The organism is Paraburkholderia kururiensis (assembly GCF_034424375.1).
In the GTDB taxonomy this organism is placed as follows: Bacteria; Pseudomonadota; Gammaproteobacteria; order Burkholderiales; family Burkholderiaceae; genus Paraburkholderia; species Paraburkholderia kururiensis_A.
In genome coordinates this window covers 3,282,150-3,300,071 of sequence record NZ_CP139965.1, presented here as the reverse complement: position 1 = coordinate 3,300,071, position 17,922 = coordinate 3,282,150, and the positions used below count along the sequence as shown (strand labels likewise).

General features: G+C 63.7%; 14 protein-coding genes and 3 tRNA genes. 7 read left to right on the top strand and 10 right to left on the bottom strand.

What is annotated here, in order from left to right:
* Positions 1 to 32 precede the first annotated feature (32 nt).
* The 3 genes from rpoZ (at position 33) to U0042_RS14655 (ending at position 3,268) form a co-directional block, all read left to right on the top strand.
* A complete protein-coding gene (rpoZ, locus tag U0042_RS14665) occupies positions 33 to 236 on the top strand; it encodes a DNA-directed RNA polymerase subunit omega (RefSeq protein WP_006999799.1) in 204 nt (67 codons plus the stop codon).
* Positions 237 to 344: 108 nt separating this feature from the next.
* Complete coding sequence (locus U0042_RS14660; RefSeq protein WP_114810165.1) at positions 345 to 2,711, top strand: RelA/SpoT family protein; 2,367 nt, start codon at positions 345 to 347, stop codon at positions 2,709 to 2,711.
* 62 nt (positions 2,712 to 2,773) lie between these two features.
* Entirely contained in the window at positions 2,774 to 3,268 is a 495-nt protein-coding gene (locus tag U0042_RS14655; RefSeq protein ID WP_114810166.1) for a phage protein NinX family protein, read from the top strand.
* A 90-nt stretch (positions 3,269 to 3,358) separates the two neighbouring features.
* On the opposite strand, the gene U0042_RS14650 is transcribed toward U0042_RS14655, so the two are convergent.
* A tRNA-Arg gene (locus U0042_RS14650) sits at positions 3,359 to 3,435 on the bottom strand.
* 72 nt (positions 3,436 to 3,507) lie between these two features.
* A tRNA-Arg gene (locus U0042_RS14645) sits at positions 3,508 to 3,584 on the bottom strand.
* 114 nt (positions 3,585 to 3,698) lie between these two features.
* Here U0042_RS14645 and greB point away from each other — a divergent pair.
* Positions 3,699 to 4,259, top strand: coding sequence for a transcription elongation factor GreB (gene greB, locus U0042_RS14640; RefSeq protein ID WP_114810388.1), 561 nt, complete (start codon positions 3,699 to 3,701; stop codon positions 4,257 to 4,259).
* 111 nt (positions 4,260 to 4,370) lie between these two features.
* Here greB and U0042_RS14635 read toward each other — a convergent pair whose 3' ends face one another.
* Together U0042_RS14635 and U0042_RS29975 are read right to left on the bottom strand one after the other, a co-directional pair.
* The gene (locus tag U0042_RS14635) at positions 4,371 to 5,504 is read right to left on the bottom strand and encodes a porin (RefSeq protein WP_114810167.1); all 1,134 of its coding nucleotides are present in this window, start codon (positions 5,502 to 5,504) and stop codon (positions 4,371 to 4,373) included.
* A 533-nt stretch (positions 5,505 to 6,037) separates the two neighbouring features.
* On the bottom strand, positions 6,038 to 6,253 hold the full coding sequence (locus tag U0042_RS29975) for a hypothetical protein (protein ID WP_114810168.1): 216 nt from the start codon (positions 6,251 to 6,253) through the stop codon (positions 6,038 to 6,040).
* A gap of 409 nt (positions 6,254 to 6,662) precedes the next feature.
* Here U0042_RS29975 and U0042_RS14630 point away from each other — a divergent pair, with 409 nt between their 5' ends.
* Complete coding sequence (locus tag U0042_RS14630) at positions 6,663 to 6,866, top strand: cold-shock protein (RefSeq protein WP_017774545.1); 204 nt, start codon at positions 6,663 to 6,665, stop codon at positions 6,864 to 6,866.
* 391 nt (positions 6,867 to 7,257) lie between these two features.
* Positions 7,258 to 8,418 carry an exonuclease domain-containing protein gene (locus U0042_RS14625; protein WP_114810169.1) on the top strand — a complete coding sequence of 387 codons (1,161 nt, stop codon included), beginning with the start codon at positions 7,258 to 7,260 and terminating at the stop codon, positions 8,416 to 8,418.
* A gap of 16 nt (positions 8,419 to 8,434) precedes the next feature.
* Here the strand turns inward: U0042_RS14625 and U0042_RS14620 are convergent, their stop codons facing one another.
* From U0042_RS14620 to U0042_RS14600, 5 genes are all read right to left on the bottom strand, one after another.
* Positions 8,435 to 9,031, bottom strand: coding sequence for a chorismate mutase (locus U0042_RS14620; protein ID WP_114810170.1), 597 nt, complete (start codon positions 9,029 to 9,031; stop codon positions 8,435 to 8,437).
* A gap of 250 nt (positions 9,032 to 9,281) precedes the next feature.
* Positions 9,282 to 9,431 (bottom strand): hypothetical protein, encoded by a 150-nt coding sequence (locus tag U0042_RS14615; protein ID WP_017774549.1) that lies wholly within the window; start codon positions 9,429 to 9,431, stop codon positions 9,282 to 9,284.
* Positions 9,432 to 10,126: 695 nt separating this feature from the next.
* A tRNA-Thr gene (locus U0042_RS14610) sits at positions 10,127 to 10,202 on the bottom strand.
* Positions 10,203 to 10,256: 54 nt separating this feature from the next.
* Complete coding sequence (locus U0042_RS14605; protein WP_114810171.1) at positions 10,257 to 11,273, bottom strand: class 1 fructose-bisphosphatase; 1,017 nt, start codon at positions 11,271 to 11,273, stop codon at positions 10,257 to 10,259.
* A gap of 108 nt (positions 11,274 to 11,381) precedes the next feature.
* Positions 11,382 to 12,314, bottom strand: a complete 933-nt coding sequence (locus tag U0042_RS14600) for a LysR family transcriptional regulator (protein ID WP_114810389.1) — start codon at positions 12,312 to 12,314, stop codon at positions 11,382 to 11,384.
* Between the two features lie 123 nt (positions 12,315 to 12,437).
* Here U0042_RS14600 and metE point away from each other — a divergent pair, with 123 nt between their 5' ends.
* Complete coding sequence (gene metE / locus U0042_RS14595) at positions 12,438 to 14,834, top strand: 5-methyltetrahydropteroyltriglutamate--homocysteine S-methyltransferase (protein ID WP_114810172.1); 2,397 nt, start codon at positions 12,438 to 12,440, stop codon at positions 14,832 to 14,834.
* Positions 14,835 to 15,016: 182 nt separating this feature from the next.
* Here the strand turns inward: metE and pepN are convergent, their stop codons facing one another.
* Entirely contained in the window at positions 15,017 to 17,734 is a 2,718-nt protein-coding gene (pepN, locus tag U0042_RS14590; protein WP_114810173.1) for an aminopeptidase N, read from the bottom strand.
* Between the last annotated feature and the right edge of the window lie 188 nt (positions 17,735 to 17,922).

Here is a 17,922-nt window from a genome sequence, read left to right as displayed (position 1 = left end):
GAATAGACACCATATCGAGAAGGAAGACCAACATGGCCCGCATCACCGTCGAAGACTGTCTCAAACAGATTCCGAACCGCTTTGAACTGGCGCTCGCCGCCACCTATCGTGCCCGTCAGCTGGCACAAGGCCATACGCCGAAGATCGAAAGTCGCGACAAGCCCACCGTGGTTGCGCTGCGCGAGATCGCGGCCGGCCAGGTCGGAATCGAAATGCTGAAGAAGGTGCCGGTATAAGGCACTCGCGTTGAACGCACCTGCGATTGCCATTTGATTCACACCGCGTGCAGACACTCGAGCGCCACGCTGCGGTCAACCTGCGGCTCACCTGATACGGAGGCGAACATGAGCACGACACCGTCGCCCGCCGCCACGGAAGTGGAACAGGAAACCGACACGAGTTCGTCTGCACGCAACTACATCGACGCAGTCCTCGAACAGTCGTTCCGCCACCTCTTCGGCCCGACTGCCACGCCGGAGCAGCCACGCAAGCACGGCGTCGTCTCCATCGCGAACCTCACGAGCGCGCTCTCCACGTATCTCGCCGCTGACGAGATCAAGGAGGTCAAGGCCGCGTTCCATTTCAGCGACGAGGCTCACCTCGGTCAGTATCGCCAGAGCGGCGAACCCTACATCACGCATCCTGTTGCCGTCGCGGAAATCTGCGCCGGCTGGAAGCTCGACGCCCAGGCCATCATGGCGGCGCTTCTGCACGACGTGATGGAAGACCAGGGCGTGACCAAGACCGAGTTGGCCGAGCGCTTCGGCGCGAAGGTGGCGGAGCTGGTGGACGGCCTCTCGAAGCTGGACAAGATGGAGTTTCGCAATCGCGAGGAAGCGCAGGCGGAAAACTTCCGCAAGATGCTGCTCGCGATGGCGCGCGACGTGCGCGTGATTCTCGTGAAGCTCGCCGACCGGCTGCACAACATGCGCACGCTCGGTGCCGTGCCCATGGAAAAGCGCCGCCGTGTGGCGCGCGAAACGCTGGACATCTATGCGCCCATTGCGCACCGGCTAGGCCTGAACAACACGTATCGCGAGCTGCAGGATCTGAGCTTTGCGAACTTCAATCCGAATCGCTACGCCACGCTCGAAAAAGCGGTGAAGGCGGCTCGCGGCAACCGGCGAGAAGTGGTCAGCAAGATTCTGGAATCGGTGCAGCGCGCACTTGCCGAGGCGAAGATTTCGGCCGAGGTCACTGGCCGCGAGAAAACGATCTTCAGCATCTACAAGAAGATGCGTGACAAGCAGCTGTCGTTTTCGCAGGTGCTCGACGTGTACGGTTTTCGTGTCGTCGTGGACACGCCGCTCGAGTGCTATACCTGCATCGGCGCGCTGCATGCTCTTTACAAACCGGTGCCCGGCAAGTTCAAGGACTACATCGCGATTCCGAAGGTGAACGGCTACCAGTCGCTGCATACGACGCTGGTGGGGCCGTTCGGCGCGCCGATCGAGTTTCAGGTGCGTACGCGCAAGATGCACGAGATCGCCGAGGCCGGCGTGGCCGCGCACTGGATGTACAAGAACGGTGGCGCCGACCTCAATGACGTGCAGAAACGTGCGCATCAGTGGCTCAAGTCGCTGCTCGACATTCAGAGCGAAGCCGGCGATTCGAGCGAATTCCTCGAACACGTGAAGATCGACCTCTTCCCGGACGCCGTCTACGTGTTCACGCCGAAGTCGAAGATCATGGCGCTGCCGCGCGGCGCCACGGCGCTCGACTTTGCGTATTCGATCCACAGCGACCTCGGCAATCAATGCGTCGCCGTGAAGATCAACAACGAGTTGCTGCCGTTGCGCACCGAGCTCAAGAGCGGCGACATCGTCGAAGTCATCACGGCGCCGTACTCCAAGCCGAATCCGGCGTGGCTCGGCTTCGTGCGCACGGGCAAGGCCCGCTCGGCGATCCGCCACTACCTGAAGACGATGCGGCTCACGGAGTCGGTGCAGCTTGGCGAGCGGCTGGTCGACCAGGCGCTGAAGGGCTACGGCTACGCCCTCGCGGACGTGACGCCCGAGGTGTGGGACAAGCTGGTGCAATGGACGGGTAACAAGAACCGCCAGGAAATCTTCGCCGACATCGGATTGGGTCGCCGCGTGGCCGCGGTGATGGCCAAGCGCATCGAGGTGCTGATGAGCGGCCACGACGCGGACGACGACGAGCACCCGCGCGGTGAGGCGGCCCATCATCCACATGCGCCGCCCGTCGTCATCACGGGAACCGAAGGCATGTCGGTGCAACTCTCGGCGTGCTGCCGCCCGATTCCGGGCGACAACATCATGGGCTATATCGGCATCGGCCTTGGTATGGCGATCCACACGACGGATTGCCGCGTCGCGCAGCGCATTCACCGTCGCGACCCGGGCCGCTGGATCGACGTCGCCTGGGCGCCTCAACCCGGTCGTCTGTTCGACGTCGCGGTGAAGGTGCTGGTCAAGAACACCAAGGGCGTTTTCGCGCGCGTGGCCGCCGACATCACGTCTGCGGACGCGAACATCGTCCACATCGCGATGGACGAAGACCTGTCCCAGGAATCCACCTTGCTGCGCTTTGTGATCCAGGTGAGCGACCGCGTCCATCTGGCGAATGTCATGCGACGGGTTCGGACGAACCCCGACGTAATGCGTATTGCGCGGGAGCGGCCGAGCGACGAGCCCCACCATCGCCACGATGGCGGAATGCGCATCGACCGGGAGCGGGCGGACTATTGAAGCCAGGCTGCCGGGCAGGCCTGTTCGCACGCTCACCAATCGGTTGTGGGAGGGACGACGTGATGAAGGTAGCTGACCTGGCAGGCATGGCGCTCGATTACTGGGTGGCGCGCAGCCTGCATGACTTCGTGCGGGAAATCCATTTCACCGACAGCGGGAACACAGTCGCCGTCCGCGGCACGGATCGCGGCCGCCCATGGGACGGCCGCTTCACGCCGTCGTCGTCCTGGGATGCCGCCTCGGTGGTGCTCGAACGCACCCAGCGGCTCGAAGTGCAGGAGCCAGCCCACCAGCGCGGCTCCGCTCACTGCGTGGTGCAGTTCGAAGGCGGCGATGAGAGCGTGGAAGGGCGGGGCGAGTCGTTTCGTATCGCACTGCTCCGCGCGTTCGTGACGAGCCGGTTCGGCGATACCGTGGGCGATGTGGTGCGACAGGCGCAGGCGCTCATCGGGCTGCGCGCCGAGCCGATAGCGGAGCAGAGCGCGCTATGGTCGGTGGAGGACACACCGAGGCCGGACATGCACATTGGGGATATCGGGTCGGCGCCGCGACCCTGACCGCCAGCGGGCGTGCGCTTCGAGTGCGGTATGAGCAGATCGAGATAGCGCCAAAGAAAAAGGGCCTTCCGATGGAAGGCCCTTCGTAGGTGGCGCGGCTGGCAGGATTCGAACCCACGACCCCTTGGTTCGTAGCCAAGTACTCTATCCAACTGAGCTACAGCCGCACGCAAAAACGGGTACTGCGGTAATGCAGTCTGAAACGAAAGGGCCTTCAGGAAGAAGGCCCTTGGAAAAGGTGGCGCGGCTGGCAGGATTCGAACCCACGACCCCTTGGTTCGTAGCCAAGTACTCTATCCAACTGAGCTACAGCCGCACGCAGAAGCGAAATTATAGCAAAGCTGCGGAAAAATGGAAGCGTCTCGGCGCGGTTTGTATCGTCCGGGCGTTCGTGTAACCTTGGGACCGATGTCTACTGCGGTTGCGTATGATGAACAAAGCCTTCGTTAAAGAGTCGAGCGAGGACAGTGGCGACGACCTCGATATCGCCCAGGCCGAAATCCCGGCGGGTGCCAAAAATTACATCACGCCGGCGGGTTACGAGCGTATGCGCAGCGAACTGCTGCATCTCATCGACGATGAGCGGCCGGAGGTCGTGAAACTCGTGTCGTGGGCGGCATCGAACGGTGACCGGTCGGAGAACGGGGATTACATCTATGGCAAGCGGCGTCTACGGGAAATTGATCGGCGCATCCGCTTTTTGACCAAGCGACTGGATCTTGCCGAGGTCGTGGACGCGGGTCGTCAGGAAAATCTCGATCAGGTATTTTTCGGGGCGACGGTGGACTACGCCACGCAGGACGGCGAAGAGCATACGGTTACCATCGTCGGCATCGACGAGGTCGATCTGGACCGCGGTCACGTGAGCTGGATTTCGCCCGTGGCGCGCGCGTTGCTGAAGGCGCGGATTGGGGACCAGGTGACGCTGCACACGCCGGCGGGACCGGAGCCGATCGACGTGCTCGACGTGAGATACCCGGCGCGGCAATAAAGGTCTTCAGCCTCCAGCAGGAGTTTTGGCGGCTGCCTCGCTCAGCACGGCAAGCAATAAAAAAAGGCGCCGCAAGCGGCGCCTTTTCGTGCTGCAGTACTACCCGCTGCTTTAGAAGCGGTGACGCAGGCCAGCCGTCACAGCGACCTGGTTGTTCGTGCTCGACGCAGCGCCCAGGCCGTTGATGTTGGCCGTCAGACCGGAACCTTCGTTCACAGTCTGATACACGCCTTGCAGGTAGACGTCGGTGCGCTTGGACAGCGCGTAGTCCGTCTGCAGGTTGACCTGGTTCCAGTGGGCGTGCACGCCGCCGAGGCTCGCGCGCGTGTACGTGTACGCGCCAGCCAGGCTCAGTGCCGGGGTCAGGGCGTAACGGACGTTGCCTTCGAAGTTCTGGAAGTGCGCGCTGTTGCCACCGAAGCCCGTGATACCGCTCGAGAAGCCCGAGGCGGCCGACGAGATGCTGTTGAGACCCGTCAGGTTGGTTTGCGTGTACACGATGCCTGCGGTTGCCGGGCCGAACGTGTAGTTCGCGCCTGCGCCCCACGTCTGCTGGCGCTTGGCGCCGAACGTGAAGTCATCCGACACAGCGCCGCCAGCATTACCCGTACCGGCGTTGTTCAGTTGCAGGAACGCGGCACCGACATTCAGGCCGTTCCACGAGTACGAACCACCGGCGCTGTACGCGCGGTTGTTCGAGAAGCCACCAGCCTGGTTCGAGAAGCCATACAGGCCGCCGAACTTGAAGCCAGCGTAGTTCGTGCTCGTGTACTTGATCGAGTTGCTGACGCGGAACGAGTTGTTCAGGTTGTCGTTGTCGAACGGGTGCGCGAACTGCGTGCCGCCGTATTGCGTGCCGGTCAGAGCCAACGGGCCGACGAAGTCGACCATGCTGTCGTACTGGCGACCCAGCGTGACGGCGCCGAACTGGTCACTTGCCAGGCCGACGAACGCTTGACGGCCGAATTCACGACCGCCTTGCTTGAACGTGCCGTTGTTGATGCCGAAGCCGTTTTCCAACGTGAAGATTGCCTTCAGGCCGCCACCCAGGTCTTCCGCACCACGCAGGCCCCAGCGGCTGCCGTTGATCGAACCGCTGGTTTCTTGCCAGGCGGCGTGGCCGTGCTGGTTGTTCGTGTACGTGATACCGGCATCGATCAGGCCGTACAACGTAACGCTGCTCTGCGCGTGAGCTGCCGTTGCAAAAACGCCCGACAGGGCAGCGACCATGAGAGTCTTTTTCATCTTTGTAAACTCCGAGTACAGGATGGGTTTTGTGGAACCCAGGCTTGAAGGAAACCCATCACGCGAGCGCTGCGAGAGGCGGGATTCGCGTGAAAGCGCGCAGACGAGCAAGCGCGCCGGTTTCCGGACAGGCAAAGTGTAGAGAGGCAGTCCTGCAGCGCGCATTCCGATTTCCGCAATAAAGTATTACCTTGCGAGAAATTATGTCGAAAAGTGACTGCGTGCCTTGTCGGCAAAGGGTTTGGAGGCGATGCGCCGTGTGCGTGACTGCGTGTCAATCGCGGGGCGTTGTGCGATTACGACACAAAACTAGAACTGGCAACAATGCCAAACTCGTAAAAATCAGATTGTTGCAGTATGAGGAATAAATGGTTGTGTAGTGTGCTGTTAATCGGGGCTGGCGCTGCCCGTTATACTGACGTCACTGCTTTTCGAAGCAGACTTTTTCGTTGACGAAAAAGATCTCCAAACCTTTGTCAGCGCGGCTTCTGCCGCGCTTTTTTTTGCCTGCACTCTGACCAAAGCGGCCGGCCCTATTGCCGCGGCAGCCCTCCGGTCGGCTCGGGCTGAAACGCGGCGACAACGCTCCAATCCTCCATTACGTAGTGGCGAGCGTCCATAGGCGCTGACAGCAGGTTCTGCCAGTGATCGCCATGCCACGTGGAGTCCAGCGATCCTGAAGGCGACGTGGTGGGTGTGACGGGACCTATAAACGACGCGGCGAGATGAAGGAGTTTGCGCAATAGCATGGCCTTCTCCGAAAGGCTGATCAATGGCTTCCATGGTGAGATGAGGACTGCCGGGCGACAACCGGTGGAAACACTTACGATTGACATGTTTTGTTACATTCAGGTAATTATTTCCTTATCTGCGCAGGGGCTGCGTAGTTAATACGGATTTCGCGGGGTGCGGCGTGGCGAATGGTAGTTTTTCCGCTCGCGCTTTATGCATGACAGCTCCATTCTGTCCGAAACGAACTCGCTATCAAAAATTCTCTTGACGCCTCATTGGGCCGCCCTTATAAAAGCATGGCTGATTTTCGACGTGCGACCTGGTCGATGGAAAATTCACCATATTCTTCCGCGATGACGGAATACCGCTTCGTTTTTCGGCGTATGGGCTTAGCCCGCTTTTTTTAATTTTGAGGGAAACTGCAACATGGAAACCGGTATCGTCAAATGGTTCAACGATGCTAAGGGGTTTGGCTTCATCACGTCGGACGCAGGCGGTGAAGATCTGTTCGCGCACTTTTCGGAGATTCGCGCAGACGGCTTCAAGTCGCTGAAGGAGAACCAGCGCGTCTCGTTCGACGTGAAGGTCGGCCCGAAGGGCAAACAGGCGGCGAACATCCAGCCGCTGTAAGTCGGTGCGCCCCTGTGGCGCCAGAGCGTCGAGCCCCGGCCTTCCAACCGGGGCTTTTTATTTTTCCGCTTGACAGTAATGCCGAGTTCAATCTGATGTCGATTGTCATCCGCTTGTTGCTTAAATGACCGGGTTAACCCCGAGATAATCTCGCTCGTTGGTGTCAGTATCGCTGGCCGGCCTAATGTGGTTGCGTTACGACTGTCCAGAATTGTGTGCGAGACGTATTGGTGAAGGCATTGCTTTATTGCTCGATATCAGAACCTGCCTCCAATAAAAAGTGTTCCAGACGGTACATAGAATACCAGCGTCTCCTTCTGGCTTCGTTATGCCGCAGCGCGAACTGGTGCATACTTTGCCCCACACCGCGCTTGCCCTGTAACGTTCGCCCATGTCCGAAACCTTTTCGCCCTCCGTTCCCGTCACCGATCTGCCAATCGTTTTTGTCGACCTCGAGACAACCGGGGGATCGGTCGGGGTCGATCGCATCACCGAGGTCGGCGTAGTCGAAGTCGGACCAGAGGGTGTGGCGCGCTGGAGCACGCTCGTCGATCCCCGTCGACCCATCCCGGCGTTCATTCAGCAACTCACGGGCATCAGCGACGCCATGGTGCGCGGCGCACCTACTTTCGAGCAGATCGCGCCGTCGCTCTTCGAGCGGCTCGCCGGCAAGCTGTTCGTCGCCCACAACGCCAATTTCGATCGCGGATTTCTGCGTGCTGAGTTTCAGCGCGCGGGTCTGGCGTTCAATCCCGACGTTCTTTGCACGGTTCGCCTCTCGCGTGCTCTGTTTCCGGCCGAAAAGCGTCATGGGCTCGACGCGCTCGTCGAGCGGCACGCGCTTGTGCCGGCAGATCGGCATCGCGCGCTCGCCGACGCCGATCTTCTGTGGCAGTTCTGGGGGCGCCTTCATGCGCTCGTGCCGACGGATACCCTGCGGCAGCAGATCGACCGCACCATGCGCCGGTACCGGCTCGCCGGCGACATTACCGATGACCTGATCGAGAGTGCCCCGGCCGGGTGCGGGGCGTACGTGTTCTATGGCGAAGCGGGTGAGCCGCTGTACGTCGGGCGCAGTGTGCGAGTGCGTCAGCGTATTCGCGCCCATCTTTCCGGCGAGCGACGTTCGTCCCGCGAGCTGCGCATGGCGCAGCAGGTGCGCCGCGTCGAGTGGCGCGCAACCGGCGGCGAACTCGGTGCGCTGCTGCTCGAGGCTCAGTGGATTGCTCGCCTGCGGCCCGCATTCAATCGCGTGCCGCGCGTTTCAAAACACGATCCCGTCGACCCGCCCTGGCCGTTCGGCACCCCAGTGGCGTTCGAAGAGCACGACGTGCCAGGCGATGTGCGCGCCTTCCACGTGGTCGACCGTTGGCGCTACATCGGCCATGCGGCTTCGCTGGACGAGGCCGCCGCACTGGCCGTGGCAACCGCTCCAGGCGCGTTCGAGCTTCCCACCTACCGTATTCTCCAGACGCACCTCGCTCGTGGGCTGCGCGCGCTCCCGCTGACGGGCCTCACGATGGCGGGCGAACCGGCAGGCGCGGCTGTCTGAACCGTCTGACCGGACGTCAGGCTACGCCGCCTACGCCACCCGAGGCGCACACATGCTCAAGCGCCTTCGTCAGCGCTTCGGCGCGCGCGGCGTCGTACCGCGTGAGCGACTTCCAGTTGGCGATGCCGCGGGCGACGCGGGTCGGACAATCCGACGCGTTTCGCACCGGCTGTACCCGTGCCAGGCCGGCGATGAGCGACTGCGTCAGCTGATCGAGCCGGGGGCGCGTACTCGTTGCCAGATCCGGGGCTGGACCTTCGGGTGGGCGCGTCGTCCGCCAGTTCTCGAACAATGCGTTCTGCACGATCTTGCTGGCTTCGATCTGATCCTGAAAGAACGCGCGTGCGTAGGCCGGATCGGCGTTTGCGGCGGTCGCGCGTTTTTCGACGTCGGCGAGCAGGGCGGCTTCGCGCGGTGCATCAGTGATCGATTGGTGGTGAGCCCATTTCCACCGCGCCACCGGTTCGGCAAGCGACAGCCGCTCGGAGGCGAGAGCAATCAGGTTGGTAAGAGCTGTATCGTCACCGTCGGCGTGGGCAGTGCGGGGCAGAGCCAATGTCGTGATGAGCGCGACCACGACGGAAGACGCGGCGAGGCGAAAGGAGAACGTCATCGGGAGAAGGCCGTAGCGGGCCGGAGCAGGAAAAGCGCAGGATAGACGATGTACCGCCGAGGTATCGGCGAAGGCGGCAACCTGCTCTATGCGAGGCGATGCAGGAGGGCGCCGGCCCCTGCAAAAGCGTAGCCGTCAGTCGAATGAGCCTAGTCTGTGCGGGGCCCGCCCGGCGATGGGTGATTGGCGCGCGTGGACGGCCGCCGTACCGTCGGTACGGCAGCGAGCGCAATGGCCTTTGGCCGTCGCTTCATTTGGGCTCGTGCGCCTTGCGTTGCTCTTCGAAAAAGGCGCGCACGTGTTCAGGCAACTCGGCCCCGAGGAACTCGACGCCCGCGGGCTCCGGATCCGGGCTGAACACCTTGTCCGGGGTCGGAATCGTCGGCGGTTTGGCATCCATGATCTTTCTCCTGTGTAGGCCGATTATCAGCCTCGGCTCTTCGTTTGTGCCAGTGACCTGGCATGGCGCAATGCTTGTGGCTGCGCTTTTGTTGCTTTAACGGCACAAGACAGCAGTATTTAAAGAATTGGGAATAAAATTTTCCGGTTGGCGCTAATTCAGCACGTACCGTTCGTCGCTACTGTTCGGTACCCGGCATTTACTCCCGGTGCGTGGTGACCTTGTCGGTCGATTCTTCCGGACTGTCTCCCGCGCTGGCATTTTGCCGCTGCGTCCCCGTCGCTGGCCGTGCTATCGGGCTCTTCAGCGAGCCGCTCTTTCTCAACGACTAATCCCCACGTTGCGTTGACCTTGGCGGCGGAAACGGTCTTTTCCGCAGGCGGGCGGGAATCAATACGCGAGCGGCATGCGCGTTTATCACGCCCGTTCGTTAAAGCCGGTTTAAATCATTTCGCTAGAGATAAGTCGCGTATTACGGCCAGGAGGTGCGTAAGCGGCGAAGGAACCGTTTTCGACAGCGGGCATGGTGTGACGGTAGGCGAAGCGGGCGACATTACGCGACCGGCCCGGACACGCTTCTCGAGAGGAGGCTTCGGCGCAGGCGCCCCGCAGAAACGAGCGCGAGGCGCCGGGCGAGCGCCCAAAATGAAAAACCCGCATGGCCTTTCGACGATGCGGGTTTCTCGAATGATGCTTGGTGCCGGAAAGAGGAATCGAACCCCCGACCTTCGCATTACGAATGCGCTGCTCTACCGTCTGAGCTATTCCGGCATCAGGAGAACCGCGATTATAGGGACTTCTTGATCAGCTTGGCAAGACCCTTGCTCACTTTTTTGCTTCGAGGTGATAGCGCGTCACGCGATCCACTTCGTTCTTCGACCCGAGGAACACCGCCACGCGTTCGTGCAGGCTCTTCGGCTGGATGTCGAGAATGCGCTGTTCGCCGTTGGTCGCCGCCCCGCCGGCCTGCTCGACGATGAACGCCATCGGGTTCGCTTCATACATCAGGCGCAGCTTGCCGGGGCGGTCAGGCGTGCGCTTGTCCGCTGGGTACATGAAGACGCCGCCGCGGTTCAGGATGCGATGCACGTCGGACACCATCGACGCAATCCAGCGCATGTTGAAGTCCTGCTGGCGCGGGCCTTCGCTGCCCGCGTTCAACTCGCCGATGTAGCGCTGCACCGGCTCGTACCAATGGCGCGCGTTCGATGCGTTGATCGCGTATTCGCGCGTTTCCACGGGAATACGCATGTCGCTTTGCGTCAGCACCCACGAACCGAGCTCGCGGTCCAGCGTGAAGCAGTTCACGCCGTTGCCCGTGGTAAGCACTAGCACGGTCTGCGGACCATACACGGCGTAGCCCGCGGCAACCTGGTGAGTACCGGGCTGGAGGAACGACTGTTCCGTGGCCTGCTGACCGTCGGGACAGCGCAGCACGGAGAAGATCGTGCCGATCGACACGTTCACATCGATGTTCGACGACCCGTCGAGCGGATCGAACACGAGCAGGTACTCGCCCTTCGGATAGTTGGCCGGAATCGGGAAGAACGTCTCCATTTCCTCGGACGCCATCGCGGCCAGGTTGCCGCCCCATTCATTGGCGTCGAGCAGGATTTCGTTGGAGAGGATGTCGAGCTTCTTCTGCACCTCGCCCTGCACGTTCTCGCTGCCGGCCGAGCCGAGCGCGTCGCCCAGCGCGCCTTTACTGACGTGATAGCTGATCGCCTTGCAGGCGCGCGCGACAACTTCAATCAGCAGGCGCAGGTCGGCGGGCAGGTTGTTGTTCTCGCGCTGCTGCTCGATCAGGTACTTCGTGAGAGTGGTACGACGTTGCAAGGACATTGCTGTGCTCCGGGGATGCCAGTGAATACCCCGAATTCTAACCGCTCGCCTCCGCCGGGCTTTGCACTTCTTTCGCTTGCGGCGGCGCCGAAGCCGCGGCGCTGGCCGCTACAGCAACTCGATCTGCGCGAGATTGACGAGGCTGGTTTCGCGCATGATTGCGACGAAGTCGGCCGCATACGGGCGTTTCGAAAACGCGGGCAACGTTGCCGCGTACAGCTCGCCCGTTAGCGGCGTGTCGGCTGCGGTCAGTACCGGCCGCGACGTCACATAGCGTTTGTCCAGGTACGCGGCCACCGCCCACAGCGGCAATGCCGCGATGCCTCGCCGGCTGGCCACCAGCTGGAGGATGGCTACCGTGAGCTCTGATGTGCGCCGCTTCGGCTCGATGCCGGCCGGTTTGAGCACCTGCCGCACGATGTCCAGCATGTCGTCGGCGACGGGGTAGGTGATGACGGTCTCGTCGCGGAAATCGTCGGCCACGAGCGCGTCTTTCGTGGCGAGCGCGTGGTCGTTGGCGACGAGACCCACGATCTGGAAGCGAAACAGCGGGTGATGCACGACGCCTTCCTCGGGCTCCGCCTGCGCCACGATGGCGAGATCCGCGCGGTCCTGATGCAGCAGGCCGACGGGGTCCGCATGAAAACCGGAGACGATGTCGAGCTCCACTTCCGGCCAGCGCACGCGGAAGGCGTCCATGGCCGGCATGAGCCAGTCGAAGCACGTGTGGCACTCCACCGCAATGCGCAGCGAGCCGCCCGCGCCGTCGGCGAGCCGGGCGATGTCGCGCTCGGCTTCCTCGACGGCGGGCACCGTGGCCTCCGCCAGGGCCAGCAGGCGCTTGCCGGCAGGCGTGAAGGTGAGCGGTGTCGATTTGCGCACGAAGAGCGGCAGCCCGAAGTGTCCTTCGAGCGCCTTCAACTGATGCGAAAGCGCCGACTGCGTGAGACACAGAAACTGTGCGGCCCGCGAGAGATTGCCGGTATCGCGTAGCGCGAGCAGCGTTTGCAGATGCCGGAATTCGAGCGGAGAGCGAATCATGAACGGAGGCCACGGCAGCCTCGCCGCGCGCAAGTTGAAAAAAATTAATGATAAACCGAAAAAACTTTCGTTTGAATAATGATTCGATGAACTCGATACTGCCCTTCCTTCCTGGAGGAGCAGATGAGTACCGCACACGTCCTGGGTTTTCCGCGCATCGGCGCGCACCGTGAATTGAAATTCGCGCTCGAGGCCTACTGGCGCGCCGGCATGACGCCTGCAGCCGAACACGACCTTATCGAGACGGGCCGCGCGCTGCGTCTCGCGAACTGGCGCGCGCAGCGCGACGCCGGCCTCGATTACGTCACGGTCGGCGACTTCGCCTTCTACGACCACGTCTTGAGCACGCTCGCCCTGGTTGGCGGGCCTCCGCAGCGCTTCGGCTTCGCAGCGCACGAGCTCACGCTTGCGCAGTACTTTGCGCTCGCCCGCGGCAACGCCGACCAGCCGGCCATGGAGATGACCAAGTGGTTCGATACCAATTACCACTACCTCGTGCCCGAATATTCGCCCGCCACGACCTTCGGCGACGGTGTGAACTGGCTCTTCGACGAAGTGGCCGAGGCGCAGGCAGCCGGGCATCGTGTGAAGGTGGCGCTGGTCGGCCCGCTCACGCTGTTGTGGCTCGGCAAGGCGCGCGACGGGCTCGCGGACCGTCTGGCATTGCTGCCCAGCCTGCTGGCCGCCTACCGGCGCGTACTTGAGCGGCTTGCGGAACAAGGCGTCGAGTGGGTGCAGATGGACGAGCCGCTGTTCGCGCTCGATCTGCCGCCGGCGTGGCTTGCCGCGGCCCGCGAGGCGTACGCGACATTGGCGCTGGAAAGCACGGGAGGCGCCGAAGGCACTGAAGGCCGCGGGCAAACGCCCAGGCTTCTGCTTGCCACCTGCTTCGGCGACGTGAGCGAACATGCCGGGCTGCTGACGTCGTTGCCCGTCGATGGTCTGCACATCGACCTCGTTCGCGCGCCGGCGCAGCTCGACGCATTCGTTCGCGCCTGGCCGGCCGGCAAGGTGCTATCGTGCGGCATCGTGGATGGACGCAACGTCTGGCGCAACGATCTGGACGCGTCGTTCGCGCGACTCGCGGCCGTGCACGAAGCACGGGGCGAAGCGCTTTGGGTCGGCACGAGTTGCTCGCTGCTTCATGTGCCGGTAGACCTCGCCAGCGAGACGAAGCTCGACCCCGAACTGCGTGACTGGCTCGCGTTCGCCACGCAAAAAGCGCGGGAAGTGGCGGTGCTCGCGACCGCGCTACAACGCGGCCCGGCTACCGTGGCCGCCGAATTCGAAGCCTCGCGCGCCGCAGCACAGGCGCGACGCACGTCGACGCGCATTCACAACCCGCTCGTGAAGCGCCGCGCCGAGGCATTGACGGACAACGACGCGCACCGCACGTCGCCCTACGCCCAGCGCGCGGCGGCGCAGCGCGCCCGCTTCGGACTGCCGTTGCTGCCCACCACGACGATCGGTTCGTTTCCACAGACGCCGGCTATCCGCGCCGCGCGTGCCGCATACCGCGAGGGCCGGCTCGGTCATCTCGACTATCTCGAAGCGATGCGCGAGCACATCCGCTTCGCCGTCGGCAAGCAGATCGGCTACGGGCTGGATGTGCTCGTGCACGGCGAAGCTGAGCGTAACGACATGGTCGAGTACTTCGGCGAACTGCTGTGGGGCTTTGCGATCACGGACCACGGCTGGGTGCAGAGCTACGGCTCGCGCTGCGTGAAGCCGCCGCTCATCTATGGCGACGTCTACGCGCCGGAACCGATGACCGTAGGCTGGGCCGCTTTCGCGCAGTCGCTCACCGATAAGCCCGTGAAAGGCATGCTGACCGGTCCGGTGACGATGCTGCAGTGGTCGTTCGTGCGCGATGACCAGCCGCGCGCCCAGACGGCGCTACAGATCGCGCTCGCGTTGCGGCTCGAAACGCAGGCGCTGGAGGGTGCGGGCATCGGCATGATCCAGATCGACGAGCCCGCGCTGCGCGAAGGCTTGCCTCTCAAGGCGCGCGAGCACGCGGACTATCTGGCGTGGGCGGTGCGTGCATTCAAGGTGGCGTCGTCGGGCGTGGCCGACGACACGCAGATCCATACGCACATGTGCTATTCGGAGTTCGGCGACATCCTGCCCGCGATCGCGGCGCTCGACGCGGACGTCATCTCGATCGAGACCACGCGCTCGAACATGGAACTGCTCGACGCCTTCGAAACCTTCAATTACCCGAACGAGATCGGCCCAAGCGTCTACGACATCCACTCGCCGCGCGTGCCGGACACGAACGAGATGGCCGGTCTGATCGAGCGCGCGCTGCGGCGCATTCCGGCGGAGCGGCTGTGGGTGAATCCCGACTGCGGCCTGAAGACGCGCGACTGGGATCAGGTGGACCCGGCGCTGCGGGCGATGGTGGAGGCGGCGAAGCGCGTGCGGAAAGCGCTGGGCGAGGCAAGGAAGATAGCGCGACCGTCCATGACGGACAAGGGCGGTTGCCACGCAAAGCAGGGCAAGGCCGCCATCGCATGATGCTGCTGCGGCGGCCTCAGCCTCAGGCCTTCGTCGCATCACAGCCGGCGTCGAGACCGACATCACGACCAAGCCGAAACCGACGCCAGGCTTGCGGCCCGCAGCGACTACGCGTGCACTCAACACACGCATGCCGCTGCGGTCCACGCCTCAGCGCCCTCAGCGCCGAGACGCGCAAAACCTCACGCGAGCGCCTTCTCCACGATCTCGCGCACGTCGCGCGACTTCGCCTGCGCCGCCACGTTCTCGAGCGCCTCGCGCATCTTCTCGCGCAGGGCCGGCGTGAAGCGGCGCCACAACTCGAGCGCGCGCGCGAGGCGTGCCGCGACCTGCGGGTTGAGCGCGTCGAGCGCAATCACCTGTTCGGCCCAGAACGCGTAGCCGGAGCCGTCGGGCGCGTGGAACTGCGCCGGGTTGCCCGAGCAGAAGCTGAAGATGAGCGAGCGCGCGCGGTTCGGGTTCTTGAGGTTGAACGCGGGATGCGCCATCAGCCTGCGCACGGTTTCGATCACGGGCCGCGCCTTCGTGCCGCGTTGCGTGGCTTGCAGGGCGAACCACTTGTCGATGACGAGCGGCTCGTTTTCGAAGCGGCGGTAGAAGTCGTCGAGCGGCTCATCGGCCCAGGTGCTGCCCGCCGTCGCCGCGGCATTGAGCAGCGTGGCGAGCGCGGCGGCACGGTCCGTCATGTTGTTGGCCGCGTCGTATTGCGCAGTCGCGAGGCGCACCGCCTCGGCCGGGTCTTCGAGTTCCGCCAGATACGAGAGCGCGAGATTCTTCAACGCGCGATGTCCGGCGGCTTCCGGCGTGGCCTGGTAGGCGCCCGGCGTGCGGTGACGTTGGTAGACGGCGAGCCAGTCCGCCTTCAGTGCCTGCGCAAGACGCCGGCGGACGAATTGACGTGCCGTGTGCACCGCAGCCGGATTCGACTCGGCCATCTGCTCGGCCAGATACGCCTCGGACGGCAGCATCAGCGCGAGTTCGCGGAACGCGGGCGAGAGCGTCTCGTCGTTGAGCACGCGGCCGAACGCGGCCACCACGGCGTCGTCGAGGGCCAGCGGCGCGTCGCTGGCAGCGCGTGCGGCGAGCGCCAGCAACTCGCGCGTGGCGAGGCGCTGGCCGGCTTCCCAGCGATTGAACGGGTCGCTGTCGTGTGCCAGCAGGAACGCGAGTTCGTCGTTGCTGTAGTCGTACTCGACGATCACCGGCGCCGAGAAGTTGCGCAACAGCGAAGGCAACGGCTTGGCGGCGACGTCCTCGAACGTGTAGGTCTGCGCGGTGTCGGTCAGTTCGAGCACGCGCGTCGTGCCGCGCGCTTCGGTTTCGCCTTCGAGGCGCAGCGGCAGGTCGCGGCCGTCCGGTCCGATCAGGCCGATGGCGAACGGAATCAGGAGCGGCCCTTTCTGCGTTTCGCGGGCGGCGGACGACGCCTCGCCGTAGCCTTGCGCGAGCGTCACGACATAGCGGCGTGCGGCTTCGTCGTAACGCGTTTGCACCGTGACGCGCGGCGTGCCGGCCTGGCTGTACCAACGCTCGTACTGCGCGAGGTCGCGTCCATTGGCGTCCGCCATCGCGTGGCGGAAGTCGTCGCAGGTCACGGCCTGGCCGTCGTGCCGCTTGAAGTACAGGTCCATGCCCTTGCGAAAACCGTCGCGGCCGAAGAGCGTCTGGTACATCCGCACGACTTCCGCGCCCTTTTCGTAGACGGTCATCGTGTAGAAGTTGTTGATCTCGACATAGCTTTCGGGGCGCACGGGATGCGCCATCGGGCCCGCGTCTTCGGCGAACTGCATCTGCCGCAGCACGCGTACGTCTTCGATGCGCTTCGTCGCGCGCGCCGCGGCGCCGCCCGCGCTGTTGGCGGCATTGCCGGCTTCCATGTCCGCGGAAAACTCCTGGTCGCGAAACACCGTGAGCCCTTCCTTCAGGCTCAGCTGGAACCAGTCGCGGCAGGTCACGCGGTTGCCGGTCCAGTTATGGAAGTACTCATGGCCCACCACGGCTTCGATGTTGGCGAAGTCGGTGTCCGTCGCGGTCTCGGGGTTCGCCAGCACGTACTTCGTGTTGAAGATGTTGAGCCCCTTGTTCTCCATCGCGCCCATGTTGAAGTCGCTCACGGCGACGATCATGAAGCGGTCCAGATCCAGTTCGAGCCCGAAGCGCTCTTCGTCCCAGCGGATGGCGTGGATCAGCGAATCCATCGCATGGCGCGTCTTCGGCAGGTCGTGCGGCTCCACCCACACCTGCAGCAGCTTTTCCTTGCCGGAGCCCGTGCGGATGCGTTCCTCGAGCGCCACGAGCTTGCCCGCCACCAGCGCGAACAGGTAGCTCGGCTTGCGGAACGGGTCTTCCCAGCGCGCGAAGTGGCGGCCGTCGGGCAGGTCGCCTTCTTCCACGAGGTTGCCGTTCGAGAGCAGCACCGGATAGGCCGCCTTGTCGGCGCGCAGCGTGACCGTGTAGGTGGACATCACGTCGGGGCGGTCGAGGAACCACGTGATGCGGCGAAAGCCTTCCGCCTCGCACTGCGTGAAGAAGTTGCCGCTGGAAACGTACAGGCCGGAGAGCGTGGTGTTCGCCGCGGGATTGCAGATGCCGACGAGCGTGAGTTCGAACGCATCGGGCACGTTCTCGACCGTGAGCCCGCGCTCGTGCACGCGCACGGCGGCGTACGGCTCGCCGTCGAGCGCGGCACTCACGAATTCGAGCGCTTCGCCCATCAGCTCGAGATGCGGCGCGCGGCCGGACGCGTTCGCGGCGTCGGGATTGCGGCGCACGCGCAGCGTGCTTTTGACGGTGGTGCGTTCGGCGACCAGATCGAATTCGAGCGCGACGGTGTCGATCAGAAAGGCGGGAGGCGCGTAGTCGGCGCGGCGGATGACGGCGGGCGTGGCGGTATCGGACATGGCGTATGAGGTAGGAAGGGGGAAGCCGCATCCGGGCCGTGGAGGGCGGTTGGCCGCGAGCGTTGCGCCTCGGGCCGTCCCGCCCGGATAGCGGGCATGTCGGGCCATTGTACAAAGCCTTGCGCAAGGCGTGCACGGCGAACTTTTGGCGGGCGGGGCCGGTCAGCGTATCATCGGGCCGCCGCCTC

Bases quoted from the DNA above. Each gene is read 5' to 3' on its own strand.
- rpoZ (WP_006999799.1), top strand. From the start codon at position 33: ATGGCCCGCATCACCGTCGAAGACTGTCTCAAACAGATTCCGAACCGC.
- U0042_RS14660 (WP_114810165.1), top strand. From the start codon at position 345: ATGAGCACGACACCGTCGCCCGCCGCCACGGAAGTGGAACAGGAAACC.
- U0042_RS14655 (WP_114810166.1), top strand. From the start codon at position 2,774: ATGAAGGTAGCTGACCTGGCAGGCATGGCGCTCGATTACTGGGTGGCG.
- greB (WP_114810388.1), top strand. From the start codon at position 3,699: ATGAACAAAGCCTTCGTTAAAGAGTCGAGCGAGGACAGTGGCGACGAC.
- U0042_RS14635 (WP_114810167.1), bottom strand. From the start codon at position 5,504: ATGAAAAAGACTCTCATGGTCGCTGCCCTGTCGGGCGTTTTTGCAACG.
- U0042_RS29975 (WP_114810168.1), bottom strand. From the start codon at position 6,253: ATGCTATTGCGCAAACTCCTTCATCTCGCCGCGTCGTTTATAGGTCCC.
- U0042_RS14630 (WP_017774545.1), top strand. From the start codon at position 6,663: ATGGAAACCGGTATCGTCAAATGGTTCAACGATGCTAAGGGGTTTGGC.
- U0042_RS14625 (WP_114810169.1), top strand. From the start codon at position 7,258: ATGTCCGAAACCTTTTCGCCCTCCGTTCCCGTCACCGATCTGCCAATC.
- U0042_RS14620 (WP_114810170.1), bottom strand. From the start codon at position 9,031: ATGACGTTCTCCTTTCGCCTCGCCGCGTCTTCCGTCGTGGTCGCGCTC.
- U0042_RS14615 (WP_017774549.1), bottom strand. From the start codon at position 9,431: ATGGATGCCAAACCGCCGACGATTCCGACCCCGGACAAGGTGTTCAGC.
- U0042_RS14605 (WP_114810171.1), bottom strand. From the start codon at position 11,273: ATGTCCTTGCAACGTCGTACCACTCTCACGAAGTACCTGATCGAGCAG.
- U0042_RS14600 (WP_114810389.1), bottom strand. From the start codon at position 12,314: ATGATTCGCTCTCCGCTCGAATTCCGGCATCTGCAAACGCTGCTCGCG.
- metE (WP_114810172.1), top strand. From the start codon at position 12,438: ATGAGTACCGCACACGTCCTGGGTTTTCCGCGCATCGGCGCGCACCGT.
- pepN (WP_114810173.1), bottom strand. From the start codon at position 17,734: ATGTCCGATACCGCCACGCCCGCCGTCATCCGCCGCGCCGACTACGCG.